19 protein-coding genes are annotated in these 20,532 nt (G+C 69.3%); 7 read left to right on the top strand and 12 right to left on the bottom strand.

Annotation, left to right across the window (positions count from 1 at the left end):
- Positions 1-6: 6 nt before the first annotated feature.
- From EL338_RS01050 to EL338_RS01035, 4 genes are read right to left on the bottom strand one after another with little or no spacing between them, the layout of a single operon-like run.
- Positions 7-789, bottom strand: coding sequence for an ABC transporter permease (locus EL338_RS01050; RefSeq protein WP_126332043.1), 783 nt, complete (start codon positions 787-789; stop codon positions 7-9).
- A complete protein-coding gene (locus EL338_RS01045) occupies positions 786-1,445 on the bottom strand; it encodes an ABC transporter permease (protein ID WP_126332042.1) in 660 nt (219 codons plus the stop codon). Before EL338_RS01045 ends, EL338_RS01050 begins: the two co-directional genes overlap by 4 nt.
- Before the next feature lie 3 nt (positions 1,446-1,448).
- Positions 1,449-2,564 (bottom strand): ABC transporter ATP-binding protein, encoded by a 1,116-nt coding sequence (locus EL338_RS01040; protein WP_126332041.1) that lies wholly within the window; start codon positions 2,562-2,564, stop codon positions 1,449-1,451.
- Entirely contained in the window at positions 2,561-3,508 is a 948-nt protein-coding gene (locus EL338_RS01035; protein ID WP_126332040.1) for an ABC transporter substrate-binding protein, read from the bottom strand. The genes EL338_RS01040 and EL338_RS01035 overlap by 4 nt, the downstream gene beginning before the upstream one ends.
- A gap of 105 nt (positions 3,509-3,613) precedes the next feature.
- On the opposite strand from EL338_RS01035, the gene EL338_RS01030 reads away from it, so the two are divergent.
- A complete protein-coding gene (locus EL338_RS01030; RefSeq protein WP_126332039.1) occupies positions 3,614-3,952 on the top strand; it encodes a LapA family protein in 339 nt (112 codons plus the stop codon).
- On the opposite strand, the gene EL338_RS01025 is transcribed toward EL338_RS01030, so the two are convergent.
- Positions 3,946-4,566 (bottom strand): histidine phosphatase family protein, encoded by a 621-nt coding sequence (locus tag EL338_RS01025; protein ID WP_126332038.1) that lies wholly within the window; start codon positions 4,564-4,566, stop codon positions 3,946-3,948. The genes EL338_RS01030 and EL338_RS01025 overlap by 7 nt on opposite strands.
- A 93-nt stretch (positions 4,567-4,659) precedes the next feature.
- Between EL338_RS01025 and EL338_RS01020 the strand changes: the two genes are divergently transcribed.
- Positions 4,660-5,247 (top strand): TetR/AcrR family transcriptional regulator, encoded by a 588-nt coding sequence (locus EL338_RS01020; RefSeq protein WP_126332037.1) that lies wholly within the window; start codon positions 4,660-4,662, stop codon positions 5,245-5,247.
- A gap of 1 nt (position 5,248) precedes the next feature.
- On the opposite strand, the gene EL338_RS01015 is transcribed toward EL338_RS01020, so the two are convergent.
- The 3 genes from EL338_RS01015 to EL338_RS01005 are packed head-to-tail and all read right to left on the bottom strand — an operon-like array spanning position 5,249 to position 9,377.
- Positions 5,249-7,126 carry an alkyl/aryl-sulfatase gene (locus EL338_RS01015; protein WP_126332036.1) on the bottom strand — a complete coding sequence of 626 codons (1,878 nt, stop codon included), beginning with the start codon at positions 7,124-7,126 and terminating at the stop codon, positions 5,249-5,251.
- Between the two features lie 54 nt (positions 7,127-7,180).
- Positions 7,181-8,695, bottom strand: coding sequence for a sensor histidine kinase (locus EL338_RS01010; RefSeq protein WP_126332035.1), 1,515 nt, complete (start codon positions 8,693-8,695; stop codon positions 7,181-7,183).
- On the bottom strand, positions 8,673-9,377 hold the full coding sequence (locus EL338_RS01005) for a response regulator transcription factor (protein WP_126336608.1): 705 nt from the start codon (positions 9,375-9,377) through the stop codon (positions 8,673-8,675). The genes EL338_RS01010 and EL338_RS01005 overlap by 23 nt, the downstream gene beginning before the upstream one ends.
- Positions 9,378-9,555: 178 nt before the next feature.
- Here EL338_RS01005 and EL338_RS01000 point away from each other — a divergent pair, with 178 nt between their 5' ends.
- The 4 genes from EL338_RS01000 to EL338_RS00985 all read left to right on the top strand — a co-directional run bounded on the left by EL338_RS01000 (position 9,556) and on the right by EL338_RS00985 (position 12,953).
- A complete protein-coding gene (locus EL338_RS01000) occupies positions 9,556-9,939 on the top strand; it encodes a DUF1622 domain-containing protein (RefSeq protein WP_126332034.1) in 384 nt (127 codons plus the stop codon).
- Positions 9,940-10,021: 82 nt separating this feature from the next.
- Entirely contained in the window at positions 10,022-11,020 is a 999-nt protein-coding gene (locus EL338_RS00995) for a phosphotransferase family protein (RefSeq protein ID WP_126336607.1), read from the top strand.
- Positions 11,017-12,195, top strand: coding sequence for an acyl-CoA dehydrogenase family protein (locus EL338_RS00990; protein WP_126332033.1), 1,179 nt, complete (start codon positions 11,017-11,019; stop codon positions 12,193-12,195). Before EL338_RS00995 ends, EL338_RS00990 begins: the two co-directional genes overlap by 4 nt.
- Positions 12,192-12,953 (top strand): SDR family NAD(P)-dependent oxidoreductase, encoded by a 762-nt coding sequence (locus tag EL338_RS00985; protein WP_126332032.1) that lies wholly within the window; start codon positions 12,192-12,194, stop codon positions 12,951-12,953. The genes EL338_RS00990 and EL338_RS00985 overlap by 4 nt, the downstream gene beginning before the upstream one ends.
- A 134-nt stretch (positions 12,954-13,087) precedes the next feature.
- Here EL338_RS00985 and EL338_RS26730 read toward each other — a convergent pair whose 3' ends face one another.
- Complete coding sequence (locus EL338_RS26730; RefSeq protein ID WP_163791964.1) at positions 13,088-17,590, bottom strand: PE family protein; 4,503 nt, start codon at positions 17,588-17,590, stop codon at positions 13,088-13,090.
- A 595-nt stretch (positions 17,591-18,185) separates the two neighbouring features.
- Positions 18,186-18,707, bottom strand: a complete 522-nt coding sequence (locus EL338_RS00955) for a hypothetical protein (RefSeq protein WP_235666333.1) — start codon at positions 18,705-18,707, stop codon at positions 18,186-18,188.
- 127 nt (positions 18,708-18,834) lie between these two features.
- Between EL338_RS00955 and EL338_RS00950 the strand changes: the two genes are divergently transcribed.
- Complete coding sequence (locus tag EL338_RS00950; RefSeq protein ID WP_126332030.1) at positions 18,835-19,194, top strand: hypothetical protein; 360 nt, start codon at positions 18,835-18,837, stop codon at positions 19,192-19,194.
- Positions 19,195-19,380: 186 nt separating this feature from the next.
- Here the strand turns inward: EL338_RS00950 and EL338_RS26365 are convergent, their stop codons facing one another.
- Together EL338_RS26365 and EL338_RS26360 are read right to left on the bottom strand one after the other, a co-directional pair.
- Positions 19,381-20,040 carry a Fic family protein gene (locus EL338_RS26365; RefSeq protein ID WP_235666332.1) on the bottom strand — a complete coding sequence of 220 codons (660 nt, stop codon included), beginning with the start codon at positions 20,038-20,040 and terminating at the stop codon, positions 19,381-19,383.
- A gap of 101 nt (positions 20,041-20,141) precedes the next feature.
- Complete coding sequence (locus tag EL338_RS26360) at positions 20,142-20,369, bottom strand: hypothetical protein (RefSeq protein WP_235666331.1); 228 nt, start codon at positions 20,367-20,369, stop codon at positions 20,142-20,144.
- Positions 20,370-20,532: the final 163 nt, after the last annotated feature.

Below are 20,532 nucleotides of genomic sequence, written 5' to 3'. Positions count from 1 at the left end.
ACCCGTCTACCGTAAGCGACGGGGTCGTCGGCGCGTAGTCCGGTCAGCGACTGAACCGGTCCCGGTACGGGCCTCGAGTGCCACCTCGTCGCTCAGCAGGGGCTGCGGCAGCCGGCCGCCCCACCGTCCCAGCCGCCCGGATCCGGGCACGGACAACCACACCGCGAACGCGCACGCGGCGTCCAGAATCAGCGCCAGCGCCGTCACCAGCAGGGCGCCCACCAGCGCGATGTGGAACTGCCGCACCTTGATGCCGTCGATCAGGTAGCGACCCAGACCGCCGAGGCTGGCGTAGGCGGCCACCGTCGCGGTCGCCACAATCTGCAGGGTCGCGGTGCGTAGCCCGCCCAGGATCAGCGGCATCGCGATCGGGGTCTCCACCCGCAGCAGGACCCGCGACTCGGTCATCCCCATCGCGCGGGCCGCATCGACGACGGTCGGGTCGACGTTGGCGATCCCGGCGTAGGTGCCCGCCAGCAGCGGCGGGATGCCCAGCAGCATCAGCGCCACCGTCGGCGGCACCAACCCCAGCCCCCACAGCAGCACGCCGAGCAGCAGCACCCCCAGGGTCGGCAGCGCCCGCAGCGCGTTGACGCCGGTGACCACCAGGAAGGTGCCGCGGCCGGTGTGCCCGACGAGCATGCCCAGCGGGACGGCGATCAGCACCGAGAACAGCAGCGCGATCAGGGTGTACTGCAGATGCTCGACGGTGCGGGCGGTCATGCCCGCCGGCCCGGCCCAGTTGGCGGCGGTGAAGATGAACGACAGCGCCTCGGAGAGGAAGTTCATGTGGCCGCCCCGCTGCGGACGCGGGTGGCCCGCACCCACGGAGTGATGGCCCGGCCGGCCAGCATGATCAGCGCGTCGATGACGACGGCCAGCACGAAGATCGCGATGATGCCGGCGATGATCTGATCGCTCTTGTCGGCCTGATAGCCCTCGGTGAACCAGGTGCCCAGGCCGCCGATGCCGATCACCGAACCGACCGACACCATCGAGATGTTGGTGACCGCCACCACCCGCAGGCTGGCGACCAGCACCGGAATCGCCAGCGGTAGTTCGACTTTGAGCAGCTGGGTGACCCGGGTGTAGCCGACGGCGGTGGCCGCGTCGCGCACGTGCTCGGGCACCGCATCGAGCGCCTCGGGGACCGCGCGCACCAGCAGCGCCGCGGTGTAGAGCGTGAGCGCGACGATGACGTTGGCCTCGTCGAGGATCCGGGTCGGGATGATCAGCGGCAGCACCACGAACAGCGCGAGCGACGGGATGGTGAAGATGATGCTGGCGGTCACCGTCGTCAGCCGCCGCCACGCGGTGCTGCGCTGCACGGCTGCGCCCAGCGGCACCGCGATCAGCAGGCCCAGCACGATCGGGATCAGCGACAGCCGCAGATGCACGACCGTCAGCGCCCAGGCGGTGTCGAGGTGCGTCAGCAGGTAGCGCACTGCTTACCCCTGCCGGGGCGCGCGTTGTTCGCGCTGGTCGCTCAGCGCCGCCAGCACGTCCTCGGCGCGCACCCCGCCGCTGACCCGGCCGTCGGCCCCGACGGCCACGCCCAGTCCCGACGGCGACGACAGCGCCGCGTCCAGCGCCTGCCGCAGGGTGTCGTCCGGACCGAACAGCGACCCGCCCGCGATGGTGCTGTCGTACAACGACTTTCCGGAGCGACGCAGGGCCACCCCTTCGGCGTCGATCCAGGCGTACGGGCTGCCGTCGGCCTTGGTGACCAGTGCCCACTGCCCGGCGGCCAGCGCCAGGGCGGCGATGCCGTCCTCCCCGACGCTGCGCAGCTCGTGCAGCGGCAGCCCGGTCGCGTGGAAGAACTGCAGCCCGCGGTAGCCGCGGTCGGCGCCGACGAAGCCCGCGACGAAGTCGTTGGCCGGGTTCGACAGCAGCCGCGCCGGCGGGTCGTACTGCTGCAGCACCCCGCCGCGGCCGAACACCGCGACCTGATCGCCGAGCTTGAGCGCCTCGTCGATGTCGTGGGTGACGAACACGACGGTCTTGTGCAACTCGTCCTGCAGGCGGCGGATCTCGGCCTGCAACTCGTCGCGGACCACCGGGTCGACGGCGCTGAACGGCTCGTCCATCAGCAGGATCGGCGGGTCGGCGGCCAGCGCCCGGGCCACCCCGACGCGCTGCTGCTGACCGCCGGACAGTTGCGCGGGATACCGCTTGGCCAGCTTGGGGTCCAGGCCGACGCGTTCGAGCACGCCGTAGGCCTGCTGCCGGGCCTTGCGCCGGGACTCCCCGCGCAGCACCGGTACCGTGGCGACGTTGTCGATGACCCGCTGATGGGGCATCAGCCCGGCGCTCTGGATGACGTAGCCGATGCCCAGGCGCAGCTTGACCGGGTCCACGGTGGAGACGTCGCGACCGTCGACGGTCAGCGTGCCCGAGGTGGGCTCGATCATCCGGTTGATCATCCGCATGGAGGTCGTCTTGCCGCAGCCGGACGGCCCGACGAACGCGGCCAGCGTCCCGGTGGGGACCTCCAAGGTCAGCCGGTCGACGGCGACGGTGCCGTCGGGATACGTCTTGGTGACGTCCTGGAAATGGATCACTTGTCCGCCAGGGGCTGGTCGAACCCGTTGTCCCGCACCCAGTTCCGCGCGGCCTCGTCCGGGTCGATGCCGGCGTTGCCGGACACCGAGGTGTTCAGCTCGATCAGCGCCTCGGTGGTCAGCGCGGCCGATACGGCGTCGAGGATGCGCTTGAGGTCGTCGGACATCTTCTGGGAGTTGACCACCGGCACCACGTTGGCCGCGGGGAAGTTGTTCTCCGGGTCGGCCAGCACCACCAGGTCGTTCTGCGCGATCGCCGGCGAGGTGGAGAAGATGTTGGCCGCCGTCACGGTGCCGTCGACCAGCGCGCGCACGGTGGCCGGGCCGCCGCCGTCGCTGATCGCGACGAAGTTGTGCGGGGCGATGTCCAGGCCGTAGATCTCCTTGAGCCCCGGCAGGCCCTCGCGGCGGCTCAGGAACTCCGAGGGCGCACCGAACTTCACCTCCGCGGAATGCTGCGCGAGGTCGCCGATGCTCGTCAGGTTCCAGCGTTCGGCGGTCTGCGCGGTGACCGCGACGGTGTCGACGTCGGCGGCCGGCGACGGGGTCAGCATGGCCAGCCCGCCCGGCAGCGCGCGGTGCAGCGCCAACTCGACGGCCTCCGGGGTGGCGGCGGTGGCCTCCGGATCGAAATAGTTCAGCAGGTTGCCGGTGTACTCCGGCACCAGGTCGATCGAATAGTCCTGTAGCGCCGGGATGTAGGTCTCGCGACTGCCGATGCCGAACTGGCGGCCCACCGTGAAGCCGTTGGCCTCGAGGGCCTGGGCGTAGATCTCGCCGAGGATCTTCGACTCGGGGAAATCGGCCGAGCCGACCACCACCGTCTTGAGATCCCCGGAGGCGGCGCCCCCGCCCAACGGATTGGAACTGCCGCACGCCGAGGCCGACACGGCCAGGACGAGAGCCAGCAGCGCAGCAGCCCAACGTGGCGCCCGCGTGGTCATTCGGGCGACACTAGTGGGCGAGCCCGCGATCTGGGGCGGTTTGACGCGGCGTGAACACACCGCGAAGCTGTTTGCTTCTTTGCCGGAAAGGGCAAAGATGGCGGTATGAGCAGTGATCCGAGTGTGCCACCGACTCCCGACGGCCCGTCCCCTGCCGCGTCGCAGGAACCCGGCGCCGAAACAAAGTTCACCAAGGCCGCGGCGCTGTGGACCGCGCTGATCTTGGGTTTCCTGATTTTGATCGTGTTGCTGATCTTCATCGCGCAGAACACGGCGTCGACGGCGTTCGCCTTCCTCGGCTGGCACTGGACCCTGCCGTTGGGGGTCGCCATCCTGTTCGCCGCGGTCGCCGGCGGGCTGATCACCGTCGCGGTGGGCGCCGTGCGGATGTTCCAGCTGCGCCGCGCGGCCAAACTGAACCGGAAGTTCGGGACCGGCTACTGAGCCGGGCGGCGGCGCTGATTGCGCGGCAGCAGGTCCCAGACGTGCTCGGTGCCGTTGACGGCGGCCACGCTGGCCTGACCGGTGCGGGAGAACAGCAGACGCGTCACCGAGACGTAGTCGATGGGAAACGACAGCAACCGCCGGGTGCCCAGGATCTCGTGCAGCAGGACGTTGATGACGCCGCCGTGACTGAACACCGCGACCGTGTCGTCGTGGTCGGCGGCGGCGACGATGTCGGCGACCGCGCCGCTGATCCGGGCCTTGAACTCGCCCTCGTCGACGCCGTCGGGCAGCCGACCCTCGGCCATCCGGGCCCAGTCCTCGGGCCGTTCGCTGCGCAACTGCTCGATGGGCACGTAGCCGGCCATGTCGCGGTCGTACTCGGCCAGCCGCGGCTCGAGCTCGATCTCGAGCCCGCGCGCCGTCCCCAGCGGTTCAGCGGTCTGCCTGGCCCGCCGCTGCGGGCTGCTGAGCAGCCGCGCCAGCGGATACCGCTCCAGCGCCGCCGGCAACCGTCGGGCCTGCTCCCAGCCGGCATCGGCCAGTTCGGGATCCGAACCGTTGCCGTGCTCGCTGCGATGCGGCAGGGCGTGCCGTATCAACAGCAGTTGCATCCCGATCATCCTCCGCTGGGTCCCAATGGATTGACGTGCCCGTGCAACGATAAGGCCCATGCGCGGACGCGGACGCAGGGGTGGTGAGCAGGGATGACGACGCACAGCAGTACCGACGAGGGCACCGACGGCGCCGTCGACGAGGTCGAGCGCATCCTCGGCGCCGCCGTCGAGGTGATGCAGCGGGTGGCCCCCGCCACGCCCAGGGTCAGCGACATCGTGGCCGCGGCCAACTCGTCGAACAAGGCGTTCTACCGCTACTTCGCCAGCAAGGACGAGTTGTTCGTGGCGGTGATGGAGCGCGGGGTGGCGCGCACGGTGGCCTCGCTGGAACGGCAGATGGCCAAGGAGACCGACCCGGCGCAGAAGATCGCCCGCTGGGTCGAGGGCGTCCTCGAGCAGGTGGCCGACCCGGACCTGCTGAGCACCAGCCGCGCGACCACCGCGCAGATGTCGGCCTCGGCCAACCGCAGCGTCGCCCACAGCGAGATGATGGCGCCGATGCGGGATCTGCTCGCCGAACCCATTGCCGCCCTCGGCCGTTCGCCCCGCGACGCCGAACTGGTGTTCCAGTGCGCCACGGGCACCATGCGACGCTACTTCGGGGCCGGCCGGCGCCCCGAGCCCCGCGACATCGAGCACGTGGTGAACTTCTGCCTGCGCGGGATCGGCGCGCGCTGACTCACGGCGTGACGATGTTGAACGCCGGGTCCGGGGCGTCCAGCACCGCGGTGAACTCCTGCAGCGCCGCGGCGTCGCCGCTGATCTCGAGCCCCGGCGAGCTCTGATCCCCCAGCGCCAGGCTGAGCAACCGGGTCTTGGCCGCCAGCTTCAGCGTGGCGGTCACGCTCGACGGAGCGGCCGGCACCTTGCGGTGCACCAGCACGCCGTTGCGCAGGCTCAGCCGGTAGTTGGTGCCGAGGTCGTCGAAGGTGACGTCGAAGGCCAGGTCCAGATGCCAGGACCGGGGCCCGTTGACGCTGATGGCCAGCGCGTCGAAGATCTGCTCGGGGCTCAGCTGAGCCATCATCGTCGGCGATCCGGACTGGGTCGGGGTGCCGAAGTTACCGTCGATCAGTTCGGTGGCCCCGGCCAGGAAGAAGTTGCGCCACGGCCCGTTCTCCGCGCCGTAGGCCAGCTGCTGCAGGGTGGCGGCGTAGAGCTTGCGGGCCTCGTCGTGTTCGGCGTCGGTGAACATGACATGATCCAACAGCGTTGCGGCCCAACGATAGTCGCCGTCCTCGAAGGCCTGTTCGGCGATCTCGACAACGCGGTCCGCGCCGCCCATGGCCGCCACGTAGCGCGGCCCGATCGCCGCCGGCGGATGCGCCCACAACCGAGCCGGATTCCCGTCGAACCAGCCCATGTAACGCTGGTAGACGGCCTTGACGTTGTGGCTCACCGAGCCGTAGTAGCCGCGGGTGTGCCAGGCCTGCTGCAGCGCGGGCGGCAGCTGGAAGTCCTCGGCGATCTCGATCCCGGTGTAGCCCTGGTTGAGCTGACGCAGGGTTTGGTCGTGCAGGTAGGCGTACAGATCCCGTTGCAGCGAAAGGTATTCCACGATCCGCTCGCGACCCCAGGTCGGCCAGTGATGCGAGGCGAACACCACGTCGGCACGGTCGGCGAAGGTGTCCAGCGCCTCGGTGAGGTAGCCCGCCCAGCCGTGCGGGTCGCGCACCAGGGCCCCGCGCAGCGTCAACAGGTTGTGCAGGTTGTGGGTGGCGTTCTCCGCCATGCACAGCGCGCGGAATCGCGGGAAGTAGAAGTGCATTTCGGCCGGCGCCTCGGTGCCCGGGGCCATCTGGAACTCGATCTCGACGCCGTCGATGCTGTGCGTCTCGCCGGTGGTGGTGATGTCGAGGGTCGGCACGATCAGCGCGACCTCGCCAACCGACGGCGTCTGCCCCAGCCCGCAGCCCACCTGACCCTGCGGACCGCGCGGCAGAGCCGCGCCGTACATGTAGCCGGCCCGGCGCGCCATCGCGGTGCCGGCATAGATGTTCTCCTGCACCGCGTGCTCGGTGAAGCCCGCGGGAGCTATCACCGCGACCTTGCCGGCGTCCACCTCGGCCTGGCTGGTCACGCCGAGCACGCCGCCGAAATGGTCGACGTGGCTGTGGGTGTAGATGACGGCGATCACCCGACGATCGCCGCGGTGCTTGCGGTACAGCGCCAACGCCGCGGCCGCCGTCTCGGTGCACACCAGCGGATCGATGACGATGATGCCGGTGTCCGATTCGATGAAGCTGATGTTGGACAGGTCCAGGCCGCGCACCTGGTAGATGCCCTCGACCACCTGGTAGAGGCCCTGTTTGGCGCACAGCTGGCTTTGCCGCCACAGACTGGGGTGCACCGTGGTCGGGGCCTCGCCGTCGAGGAACGCGTAGCTGTCGTTGTCCCACACCACCCGCCCGTCGGCCGCGCGGATCACGCAAGGGTCGAGCGCGCCGAGGAAGCCGCGGTCGGCGTCCTCGAAATCCCGGGTGTCCGCGAACGGCAGCGTGTTGCGGTGCTCCCGGTGGGCGGCCTCGATATTGGGTGCGGGTGCCTGGGGTTCCATGGCCCCAGTCTCACCCTCCACTTGCCTTCGGTCGGGCGAAACGACGATCCTGGCTCAGGTCTCGGGGGCGTGCGGCAGCCGCACCGTGAACACCGTGTCCCCGGGGACGCTGCGCAATTCGATGCTGCCGCGGTGGGCTTTGACGACGGCAGCCACGATCGCCAGGCCCAGCCCGGTGCTGCCGCCCTTGCGGGAACGCGACGAGTCGCCGCGCGCGAACCGCTCGAACACCTCGGGCTGCAGCTCCGGCGGGATGCCGGGACCGTTATCCCGGACGGTCACAACAGTTTGCGTGGCGGTGTCGGTCAGCGCGACGGTGACCGTGGTGCCCGCCGCGGTGTGCACGCGCGCGTTGGTCAGCAGGTTGGCCAGCACCTGATGCAGCCGGGCGCCGTCGCCGACGACCACCACGGGCTCGTCGGGCAGATCCAGGTTCCACCCGTGGTCGGGTCCGGCGACGTGGGCGTCGGCCACCGCGTCGACGGCCACCTGCGACAGGTCGACCTGTTCGCGGTCCAGCGGCCGCCCGGAATCCAGTCGGGCCAACAGCAGCAGGTCCTCGACCAGGTTGGTCATCCGCTCGGCCTCCGAGGACACCCGGCCCATCGCGTGGGCCACCTCCTCGGGCAGGTCGCCGCGATGCCGCTGGGCCAGTTCGGCGTAACCGCGGATGGCGGTCAGCGGCGTGCGCAACTCGTGGCTGGCGTCGGCGACGAACTGGCGCACCCGGGTCTCGCTGGCCTGGCGGGTGGACAGTGCCGCGGAGATGTGGTCGAGCATCCGGTTGAGCGCCGACCCCATCTGGCCGACCTCGGTGGCGGGATGGATGTTGCGATCGGGCACCCGGACCGGCATCGTCACCTCGCCACGGTCCAGCGGCAGGTTGGCCACCTCGCGCGCGGTGGCCGCGACCCGGTTCAGCGGCGTCAGCGCGCGCCGGGTGATGGCGATCCCCAGGATCGACGCGACGAACAGCACCACCGCGGCCACCGTCGCGAAGATCACCGCCACCCGGATCATGGTGTCGTTGATCTCGGCCTTGGGCAGTCCGGTGACCACGACGTTGCCGCGACGGTCGGGGATGGCCAGCACGCGGTAGCGACCCACGTCGTCGACCACCAGCGTCTCCGGGAAGCGTCGCGGCGGCACCGCGCTGAGTTGGGCGAGGGCCTCGTCGTCGAGTTCGCCGCGCTCACCGGAGCTGGTCAGCACGCCGGCGTTGATCGTGCCGTCGGCGTGGATCACCGCGGAGACCAGGCCGACGGGCTGGCCGGGCGCGTCAAGGAACGACGGCCCGGGACCGGCGGCGCGCGGGAAGTCCGGCGGCGGCGGGAACCCCGACATCATCACCGACCGGTGCGCCGTGTCCCGCAGCGCGGAGTCCAGCTGGTTCATCAGGTACTGCCGCAACGCAAGTTCGGTGGCGACGCCGACGACGACGAAGGCCAGCGTCAGCAGGAGGACCTGCCCGACGACCAGCCTGGAGCGCAGCGACCACGTGCTGGGTGAACGCCAGCTGGGGGGCTCGGATACTCGGGATTCCCGCTCAGACCGCGGGCTTGAGGACATACCCCGCTCCCCGCAGGGTGTGGATCATGGGCTCGCGGCCGTTGTCGATCTTCTTGCGCAGATAGGAGATGTAGAGCTCGACGATGTTGGACCGGCCCCCGAAGTCGTAGCTCCAGACCCGGTCCAGGATCTGCGCCTTGGACAGCACCCGCTTCGAGTTGCGCATCATGAAGCGCAGGAGTTCGAACTCGGTGGAGGTCAGCGAGATCGACTCACCGGCGCGGGTCACGTCGTGGCTGTCCTCGTCGAGCACCAGGTCGCCGACGACGATCTGGGCTCCGCTGTCCTCGGTGGTCACCCCGGTGCGGCGCAGCAACGCGCGCAGCCGCAGCACGACCTCTTCGATGCTGAACGGCTTGGTCACGTAGTCGTCGCCGCCGGCGGTCAGCCCGGCGATGCGGTCCTCGACGGCGTCCTTGGCGGTGAGCAGCAGCACCGGCAGGCCCGGGTTCTGCTCGCGCAGCCGGCGCAGCACGTCCAGGCCGCTCATGTCCGGCAGCATCACGTCGAGCACCACCACGTCGGGGCGGGTGGTACGGGCCGCGGCGATGGCCCCGGCGCCGTCGCCGGCGGTGCTGATGGACCAGCCCTCGTAGCGCAGCGCCATCGACACCATCTCGGCCAGCACGGTCTCGTCGTCGACCACCAGCACGTTGATCGGGCTGCCGTCCGGGCGGCGCATCACGACACGTTCAGCTGTTATGGAAGACATGACCGTCAAGTGTTTCTCTGTTCAATGGGTTGACCCTGTGCCCATCCTATGAGCGAGCTGTGAAAGCGCTGTTCCGGGTCGGTGCGAACCCTGCCGAGGCGGCCCCGTCTTGTGCCAGGATTCGGCCCACCCCGATAGCCTGCCTGACATGGGATTCTATGAGGCCATCGAGACCGTCGGCAAAGTCATCGACGGCGTCGGGGTGGCGGTCATCGCCCTGGGCGCCGTGCTGGCGGCGGGCGTGGCCATCGGCCGGTTGCTGAACCGGACGCCGAACACCTACCGGCTGTTCCGCAGTCAGCTGGGCCGGGCGATCCTGCTGGGCCTCGAGTTGCTGGTGGCCGCGGACATCATCCGTACCGTGGCCATCACCCCGACCATGGAGAGCATCGGCGTGCTGGCCGGCATCGTGCTGATCCGGACCTTCCTGAGCTGGTCGCTGGAACTGGAGATCACCGGCCGCTGGCCGTGGCAGAAGCGGCGCGACGAACCCGCACCCGAACCCGCTCCCGCCGAGCCCGCCGCGCAGTGAGTTCCACGGCCTCCGGTCAAGGCAAGTCAACCAACCGGTAGGTTTGAGCACCGTGGACGACCAGGACAAAATCGCCGCGTGGATGGACGCTCAGGGCCTCGGTGAAGGCCCGCTGGAGAACATCGCCGAGATCGGCGGCGGCACGCAGAACATCATGCTCCGCTTCGAACGCTCGGGCCGCCCGTACGTCTTCCGACGCGGCCCACAGCATCTGCGCCCGATCAGCAACAAAGTCATCCTGCGCGAGACCAAGGTGTTGGCCGGGCTGGCTCAGACGGACGTCCCGCACCCCCGCCTGGTCGCCGTGTGCGAGGACACGTCGGTGCTCGGCGACGCGGTGTTCTACCTGATGGAGCCCATCGACGGCTTCAACGCCGGCGAGAGCCTGCCCGAGCCGCACGCCTCGGACCCGGCCATCCAGCACGCGATGGGGCTGTCGATGGCCGACGCGCTGGCGCGCCTGGGTGCCGTCGACCACGTCGCGGTGGGCCTGGCCGACTACGGCAAGCCCGACGGCTTCCTGGAACGTCAGGTGCCGCGCTGGCTGTCGGAGCTCGAGTCCTACTCCGCGCTGGAGAACTATCCCGGTCCCGAGATCGGTGACGTCGACGGCGTCGCCCGCTGGCTCGAGGAGCGCCGGCCGACGCAGTGGCAGCCGGGCATCATGCACGGCGACTACCACGGCGCCAACGTGATGTTCTCGCGCACCGGCCCCGAGCTGGTGGCCATCGTCGACTGGGAGATGAGCACCATCGGCGATCCGCTGTTGGATCTGGGCTGGATGCTGGCGACGTGGCGCTACCCCGGCCAGGACACCGTGTTGGGCCAGGCGCTGATGGACGCCCCCGGACTGTGCACCCCCGACGAACTCGTCGAGCAGTACGCCCGCAACACCACCCGCGACCTGACGCACATCAACTGGTACGCCGTGCTGGCCTGCTTCAAGCTCGGCATCATCCTGGAGGGCAGCAACGCCCGCGCGGCAGCGGGCCTGGCGCCCAAGGAGATTGGCGACCATCTGCACACCGCCACATTGCGGTTGTTCGAACGCGCACAGCAACTGATCGAAGGAGCACGATGATCGACTTCACCATTTCCGACGAGCTGGCCGCGCTGCGCGACGAGATCCGCGCGTTCGTCACCGAGAAGGTGATCCCCTACGAGACCGATCCTCGCCTCACCCGCCACGGTCCCACCGAGGAGATGCGCACCGAGCTCGTCGAGCTGGCGCGGGAGGCCGGGCTGCTGACCTTCCAGGCGCCCAACCGGTTCGGCGGTCGCGAACCCTCGCACGTCGAGCAGGCGGTGCTGTTCGAGGCCGCGGGCTGGTCGACGTTGGGTCCCGTCGCGCTGAACTGCGCCGCACCCGACGAGGGCAACATGTTCCTGCTGTCCAAGATCGCCAACGAGGCCCAGGTCGAGGAGTTCCTGGTCCCGGTGATCGACGGCCGGCAGCGCTCGGTGTTCGCGATGACCGAGCCCGGTGGCGCGGGGTCGGACCCCAACCAGCTCAGCACCGAGGCCGTGTTCGACGGCACCGACTACGTGATCAACGGCCGCAAGTGGCTGATCACCGGCGCCAACGGCGCGCGTACCTGGATCATCATGGCCCGGCTGGCGCCCAACGAGCACGGTCCGGACGGCCCCACGCTGTTCCTGTGTGACGGCCAGACCCCGGGCATCGAGATCGAACGCGTGATGAACACGATGGACCGCAACTACGTCGAGGGCCACGGCGTCGTGGTGTTCAACAACCTGCGGTTGCCGGCCTCCGCGCTGCTCGGTGAGCCCGGGCAGGCGCTGCGCTACGCCCAGCTGCGGTTGGCGCCGGCGCGGCTGACGCACTGCATGCGCTGGCTTGGTGCCGCCTCCCGCGCGCAGTCCATCGCGATCGAACACGCCCGCGCCCGAACGGCTTTCGGCAAGCCGCTGGGCGAACACCAGGGTGTGAGCTTCATGATCGCCGACAACGAGATCGCGCTGCAGCAGTGCCGGTTGGCCATCTGGTGGGCCTGCTGGACGCTCGACGGCGGCGCCAGGGGCCGGCACGAGAGCTCGATGGTGAAGGCCTATGTGTCCGAGGAGCTGTTCAAGGTCGCCGACCGTTGCGTGCAGATCCTCGGCGGGATGGGCATCTCCGATGAAACCCCAGTTGGGATGATCTTCTCCGACATGCGTGCCTTCCGGCTCTACGACGGGCCGACCGAGGTGCACAAGTACGCCATTGCCCGCCAAGTATTGAGGGATCCGAAATGAGTGTTCTCGATTCGTTCAAGCTCGACGACAAGGTCGTCATCGTCACCGGCGCCTCGTCGGGCCTCGGGGTGTCCTTCGCCCGGGCCTTCGCCGAGGCCGGCGCCGACGTGGTGCTCGGCGCCCGGCGGGTGGAGAAGCTGGCCGACACCGCCGCACTCGTCGAGGCGACGGGCCGGCGCGCGCTGTCGGTGGCCACCGACGTCTCCGACCCCGCGCAGTGCCAGGCCCTCGTGGACGCCGCGGTGGAGAAGTTCGGCCGCGTGGATGTGCTGATCAACAACGCCGGAGTGGGCACCGCGGTACCCGCGACCCGCGAGACCCCCGAGGAGTTCCGCAACGTCATCGACGTCAACCTCAACGGTTCGTACTGGATGGCGCAGGCCTGCGGGCGCGTGATGGGTCCGGGAAGCTCGATCATCAACATCTCGAGCATCCTCGGCATCACCACCGCCCAGCTGCCGCAGGCGGCCTATGCGGCCTCCAAGGCCGGGGTCATCGGCCTGACCCGCGACCTGGCCCAGCAGTGGGGCGGGCGCAAGGGAATTCGCGTCAACGCGCTGGCGCCGGGCTTCTTCCTCTCGGAGATGACCGACGAGTACAAGCCGGGCTACCTTGACTCGCAGATGCCGCGGGTGGTGCTGGGCCGCACCGGTGATCCCACCGAGTTGGCCGCGACCGCGGTGTGGCTGGCCTCCCCCGCCGGGGGGTACGTGGTGGGGCAGACCATCGCCGTCGACGGCGGCATCACCATCACCTGAGGTTCGCACCGCACCCACTTGCATGAGGCTGCCGGTCAACGCAGAACGAAGGTCCCGCACAACAAGCTGTGTGCGGGACCTTCCCCTTCGACTGTTCTACGCGGCTCCGTCGGGAGCCGACATTGTCCGACCTATCAGGCCGGTGTTCCGGCCGCGCCGTCGACGCCAGAGGTGCCGTCCTCCTGACCGGCAGTGCCGTTGCCGCCGTCACCGCCGGTGCCGCCGACGTTGTCTGAAGCACCGCCCGCACCGCCGTCACCGCCCGCACCGGTCAGATCGGTGTCGTTGACCTTGGTGCTGCCCGCACCGCCATCCCCACCATTGCCACCGATTCCGGTAAGGCCATGACCGTGCTTCACACTCCCTAGAGCGCCGGCACCGCCGTCACCCCCCGCGGCTCCATTGACGCCGTTGACGCCGCCATCGCCGCCATCGCCGCCGGTGGCCACACCGTTAGTGAGTTTGCCGTCGCCAAAGGCTTGGACGAGGCCCCATCCCCCTTCACCGCCGGTGCCGCCATAACCTGCGCCGCCGTCACCGCCGGTGCCAGTGCCGGACGCGGTGCTCGACCCGCTGGTGGCCTGGATCCAGCCCTCGCCACCGGCTCCGCCCACGCCACCGATGCCAGCTCCGCCGTCACCGCCGATTGCTGTACCGGACGCCTTGGAAGTAGCGGTCTCGGCCGTGAGATGACCCATACCCCCCTTGCCGCCGGTGCCGCCGGCGGTGGCGTCACCGCCCCGACCCCCGGTGGAGGTACCGATGGCAAAGCCGTTGCCGGTGTTATTGGTGTACGTTCCCAAATTCCCGCGGCCACCGTCACCGCCCTCGCTGTCAACGCCGGTGGCGTCACCACCGGCGCCGCCGGTCACTGTGCCGCTGGCAACGGTGCCCCGAGCGCGGGCCAGGAGTGCTCCCTCTCCACCTGCACCGCCACTACCACCGTTGACTCCCTTGCCACCGGCGCCGCCCTGAACCGTACCCTCGGCCCTGCTGATCGGACCCGTGCCACTGCCCGGCAGAGCACCCAGCCAGGCTTGTCCACCGGCACCGCCCCAACCCGCGTCGCCCAAGCCACCGGTGCCGCCAATCGCAGTCGCCACGGCGCCAGTCACCTCGGCTCCAGCACCTCTAGCGGTGACCCGGGCCAGCCCGCCGGCGCCACCCGTGCCTCCATCGTTGCCGACGCCGCCCTCGCCGCCGTCGGCCTTGGCCGCCGTGACGACACCGCCACCGTTGGCTTCGATATCAGCAGCACCGCCAGCGCCGCCCGTGCCGGTACCAACGGCGTCACCACCATCACCACCGGTCGCCGCGCCGTTGGCATTGCTGCCCGCACCAGCGGCAGTCACGGTGCCGTCGCCACCGACCCCACCGTTGCCGCCGTGGTTGCCGTCGACGCCGCCGTTGCCACCGTCGCCACCATCTCCACCGATGGCAGTGCCGGAGGTCGTGCCACCGCCGCTGGCACTGAATGAACCAGTACCGCCGTTGCCACCGCTGCCGCCGGAGCCAGTGGCGCCTCCGTTCCGGTAGGTGCCGCCGTCGCCACCATCGCCACCGTCACCACCGAAGGCAGTGCCCGCGCCGGTGCCACCGACACCGTCGCCACCCTGGCCGCCATCTCCGCCGACCGCGCCGAGACCACCGGCACCACCGTCCCCGCCATCGCCCCCGGCGCCGGCGCTGTTGGCCGAATCGCCGCCGTCGCCACCGTTGCCGCCGGAGCCGGTGGCACCTTCGTTCCGGTAGGTGCCGCCGTCGCCACCATCGCCACCGTGGCCACCAGTTCCGGTCAATCCGACGCCGTGCTTGATGCTCCCCAGGCCGCCCTCGCCGCCTTCTCCGCCGGTGGCACCATGGATTCCGCCAACGCCGCCCTTACCGCCGTCACCACCGGTGGCGGTGCCGTTGACCGTCGTCCCGTTGTAGCCCTGCACCAAGCCCATGCCGCCCGTGCCCCCAACGCCGCCGAGGCTGCCGTCCGCGCCGTTCGTGCCGCCGTCGCCGCCCTTGCCGCCGGTGCCCGTGCCGGTGGCGGTCCCACCGTTAGCCCCAGTGGCCTGGACCCAGCCCATGCCGCCCGTGCCACCGTCGGCACCATGACCAGCACCGCCGGCGCCGCCGATTCCTTCGCCAAGGGCAAACGAGCCTGCGTTCTCAGCTGACACAAGGCCTTCCCCACCGGTGCCACCCGTACCGCCGTTGCCAGCACCTCCAACGCCGCCGCGGGAGGTGCCCGCGGCTGTGGCGGCGCCGGTCCCGTAGGTTCCGATTTTCCCGCGACCACCGGTGCCACCGGTGCCGCCACCGCTGCCGACACCGCCGTCGCCGCCAATGGCGACACTGTCGGCGCTGCCCACCTGACTGCCGACCGCAAGCGAGTGAGCCCAGATCTGGCCTTCACCACCGATGCCACCCGTGCCACCGGCACCGATCCCGACACCGCCGTCGCCGCCAGTGGCGGCGCCGCTAGCGGAACTACCGGCAGCCGTGGCGGTAACGATGCCCCTGCCGCCGTCTCCACCGGTTCCATCGTCGATGCTGGCACCGCCCGCGCCACCAGTCGCGTGTCCGCCGCTCACACTGCCAGCGCCACTGGCCCTCACCTCGGCCATGCCACCAGTGCCGCCAGTACCACCGACCCACGTGGTGGAGCCAGCGCCACCAGCCCCGCCGGCACCACCTCGAGCTGTGCTGTCAGTTACATCGCCTTCGACGATGGCGCCGCCACCACCGCCGCCGCCGCCACCACCGCGACCCGGTCCGCTGCCCGTACCCACGCCGCCGGCCCCACCGACACCGCCAGCACCGCCGGTTGCACCAACGCCGACACTGCCGCCAACGCCGCCGCTACCACCGACACCGCCGTCGCCGAAGGCGCCGTTGCTATCGAACAGGAACAAGAACTGCCCCTGTCCCGCCTCGCCGCCATCTCCACCTTGGCCGCCGTGGGCGCCATGGGCGCCGTCATGTCCGGCACCGCCGACACCGCCGATACCGCCGACACCACCGGCACCGCCGCTGCCGAAGATCCGACTGCCGGATCCACCCGCACCACCGACGCCGCCGGTACCGCCCGCAACTGCGGCGTCGGTCCCGGCACCGTCCGCGCCGGCAGCCCCGGCGCCACCCGCACCACCTCGGCCGCCGTTGCCGAACAACGACAGTCGACCCACGTTGCCGCCGTTACCGCCGGCATAGCCTGCGCCGCCCAAGATTCCGGCGGCGCCGGCACCGCCATTGCCGCCGCTACCGATCAGCAGACCGCCAGATCCACCGCTACCGCCAACCCCGTTATTGACCGTGGTCACCCCGGCACCGCCATTGCCGCCGTTACCGAACCACCCGGCCGAACCACCCGCACCGCCGTTGAAGCCGGCACCGCCGCTGCCCAGCAAGCCGCCGTTGCCGCCCTTGCAAGATGTGCCGGCGTCGCAAGTTGCCGCGGTCCAGCTGTAGCCGTTGCCAATCAGGATGCCGCCGTTGGGATTCTCGGCCGTGCCGTTACCGAAAAGCCCAAGGGGACCAACGGTGAACAAGCCGAACGCTGCCAGCGGATTCACGCGGGCCGCCGGGCCCGACTGTCCCGTGGTGTAGGTCGCAAGACTGCCGGCGATCGATTGTGCCTGGGGGTTGGCCTGCACGGCCTCGAGGCGACGGTAGGCCGCCCAGATCAACGCGAGCGTCGGGTTCGGAACTTCCTGGTCGTCTGCCCCTGATGCAGAGGGGCTGTAGCCGAACGCGTTCAGCAGCCCGCTCAAGACGACGTTGTTCGAAGGAGCGGCAGGAGCGTCGGGTTCATCGGAGGCCGGGGTCAAGACCACGTCCGGCTCGACCGGGGGCTGATCTTCGACGATCGAGGCGATCGCCGCTGCTTCGGGAACCGTGGTGACGGCGACGGCGAAAACATCCAGCCCCCGCTTCAAGCCTTCCGGGATCTCGTCAATCGACGCGCCACCGGCGGAGCTGAACAATCCCGTCGCCGCGGGGCGCACCAACGGCTCGTCGTTGTCAGCGTTCCCGCCCTTCTCGGGACCGGAATCGGCCGGAGGCAGGACTTCTTCGATCGGTGCACCGGAGTCGCTGGACGCACCCGGCTCGACCGGCTCGACCGGCACACCCGAGTCCACCGGGGGGGTGGTGTCGACCGGATCAGGGTCCGTTGCCGCCTCAGCGAGGCTGCCATCCAGCTCAGGCACCTCGACTCCGGGGTTGGCGGCGCTCCCGCTGCCGCTCGGGCGCAGCGAAGGCGCCAGCCGCTCAGCAAAGTCCTTGGCGCGCTCTTCGAATGCCTCGGCGCGCTCCTTGGCGCGCTTCTCGGCATCCTTCGCACGCTGCTCAAGTTTTTTGGAGATCGCATCGACGCGGTCCTTGAGCTTGGTCTCGAGACCAGTCTGCTTCGGCTTGTTGGTGCCGCTACCGGTAGAGCCGGCCGAGTCCGAATCGGCGGAAGCGAATGTTCCGCCAGTGCTCGCGCTGCCCTCCGAGGACCCCGTGCCTGAACTCTGAGAAGTTTCGTTCTTATCGTTGTCGGGCGCCGCCCAGGCGACGCCCGCTGGACTCCCGATTGCTGTACCGATACCAAGCGCCACGGCCAGCGCACCAACCCGGCCTACGTAATTGGCATAGCCCATCGAAACAACCCCCGTAACTTGAGATTTGAGTCAGCTCCACAGAACGCGCTGTGAGATCGATGGCAGCGTAGCTGAGAACTTCCTGAATTTGCCATGTAACGAAGCGATGTACCTTCGGATTTATTGCAACTGCAAATGCATTTAATTGCAGAGGCAAAAGCTCGGCTACCGGTGCGCGGCGCCACACCACTGGCGACATCTCACCGGAGCCAGCAAGCCTCCGTGAGGGCGGCTGGATCCCGAGAGCACCAAGTCATCCAAACTGAGACGTTTGTGCTGTTCTGGTATCGAATCTTCGCACAGTCCCGCGCGGCTTGTTCCACCCGAACGCGCACGAAGACAAGTTGCCTATGCTCGTTTACAGCAAATATTTCTCCGGCGGAGATCGCGGTCGGACCCAGCCTTCGGAGGCAAAGCCGTACGGACCAGATTCATACTCACGGACTCCGTCGAGTTCCTGACAAAAAGCTGAGAACGGCGGCGCGACATTCGTCCTACTGGGCGGGAATCACGCTCATCCGGCCTGCCGTTGGCAGGGCCGACGTTGGTCGCTCGCGCCGGAAATCCCGGCGCTTTTGCGGGCGTCGTCCACGGACTACCGGCACAACTCCGTGATCTGCGGGCGGGCCGCTTCCAGGTATGCCGTCCGATGCGTCTGCTCCGCATCGGTGCTCGGCACTCCCGCGAGCTGAGCCATGCCGACGTCGATGAGGTCGTTCGCGAAACTGCGGATGGCCTCGCCGAGTTCCGGCGGCGCCGCCCGATCCAGGTGGTGCAACAGGTACTGGCCGCCGCCGATCGCGGCGAGCCGCGCGTTCGCCGCCACCGCTTCGCGAGCCACCGGTTCCGGCCCCAGGTCAGCGTTCGTCTGCGCCCGGACCGCCTGCTGCACGAGATCGAACGCCGAACAGACCTTCGTCCTGGCCTCCTCGGAACTCAACGCCTCTGTTGCGGCCGACGATCCGCCGTCCGGCGACTGCACGGCGGACCAGATCGAGATCCCCGCCGCGACCAGGGCCACCACCAGCGCCGTCGGGGCCAGCCACCCGCGATTGGCCACCCTCCCGAATTGGTCTCCACGTGAATCCATTTGGAAGTTGCCCACCTGCCCCGACATGGAGTGATCCTAACCATCTCGACGACGACAACACGGCGGAGACGCAAGCCTTCGTCCAAACCCGACAAAATATGTGCAGCATCAAGGACTTTCGACCTCCACATCATTTCAGTTGTATGTTGAGCCGGTGATAGTCACTGGCGCACTGCTCGCCGAATCCGCCTCCGTCGTCGACAACAAGCTCAACATCACCGGCGGCGTGATCAGCGCCTGTCGGGTAGGGCCGGAGCGCACAGCGCAAGCCACCCTGGTGGTGTTGATGCAACCCGAGTCCACCGACCGCGACCCGAAGATCGCCCTCGAGGTCACCGACCCGTCCGGCAACACCGAGACCGTGCAACTCGATGTCCCGCCCTCCAGCCTGGGCGGCGAGGTGGGCTTCGTCTTCTACCCGATACAAATGCCCCTGCCCGCCGATGGCCGCTACGTACTGGCGGTCAGCAGCAACAACGGCTTCGTCGCACTGCCGCTCAACGTCAGCAGCTGACGTTCGCTGGGCTGAATTGCCCTGTCGCCCAGACTTACTCAGCACGGTCACGGCATGAACAGCGGCCAGCGCATGCTCGACGGCTGGCCCGAAGGGAAACCTTGCTGCGGGATCACCCGCGCCGTCCGGCCCGCTCGGCGAAATCGTCCAGCGCATCCAGGATTTCAGGTGCACGCCAAGCAACGGTTACGCGCCCGGTCGGTGAACTCGACGACAATGCCTGGCCTCGGCGAGCGGACCGATATGACGGCGGGGGTGATCAGTGGAGATGCCCAACTCGTCACGCAGGAGCACACCGTTGACGACCGGCCGCCGGGTCAACAGGTCGGCAACTCTCCACACAGCCGAGTCCGACCGCGCGGTGACCCGGTCATTCCAGCTCGCGCGGATCTCGCGCAGCTCGGCGATCAGCCGGCGGCCGTTGACAATCGCGCGCTCGCTGGCGTGGGCGAACCTCTCGACGATCGGCGCGAGATCGCCGTCGCGGTAGGCGGTGAGCGCGGCGAAGTAGCCGTCCGTATCCGACAGCAACCCGGCGGACACGGGGACCGTCACCTGGCGGGTCATGCCCTTGTTGCGCAGCATCGACTGCACCAGAGCCCGCCCCGTGCGACCGTTGCCGTCGTTGAACGGGTGGATGGTCTCGAATTGGGCGTGGGCCACCGCGACCTGCGCGAGCAGCGCAACGTCAGCGCGGGCGGCGAAGGCGATCAAGTCGTCGACCGCGGCCGGGACTCGCTCGTTGCGGGGCGGGACGAACTCCGCGTTGAGCGGGCTGCTCCCGCCTCCGATCCACACCTGCTCGGTACGCCACCGTCCCGGAGTGTGACGCGCCTGGCCGACCATCAGCGCGGCGTTGGTCCTTCCCGTTACCGCCTGGCAGTTCCGCCTCCGCGATGGCGCGTGCGGATGCGGTGAGGTTCTCGATCGGGAACTCGCCGGGGTGTTCAACTCCTGAACACCCCGGCCCACTCGCTGCACAGGACCTGGGCTGAGAACGGGGCGATCTCGCCTCCGAGTTCGGCGTCGAATCTCGGGCCCTCGGCGGCCGCGTGCACATCGGTCGGCAGCGTCACTTGTACGTCGGCGATGGCCGGCGGGATCGCAACCTGGTACGGCCCACCCCGACGAGAAGACCGGGAGTAGCTGCCGTCGCGGCTCCGCGTCCAGTGCATCGTCTCGTAGCTGAGCGCTGAAAGTGTCGCTATCCTGGCCGGGCAACAAAACTTGCGCTGGCCGAATGTACGTCACGGTATGCCCCCGCACAGAGCCCGGGTTACACCTCGACTGCGCTTGCGTTACTCGACTACTACACGAGAGTCAAACAACCATCTGCGA

It is taken from the genome of Mycolicibacterium chitae (assembly GCF_900637205.1).
In the GTDB taxonomy this organism is placed as follows: Bacteria; Actinomycetota; Actinomycetes; order Mycobacteriales; family Mycobacteriaceae; genus Mycobacterium; species Mycobacterium chitae.
Note: the sequence above shows the minus strand (reverse complement) of the source record. Positions and strands in the feature narration are given on the sequence as shown.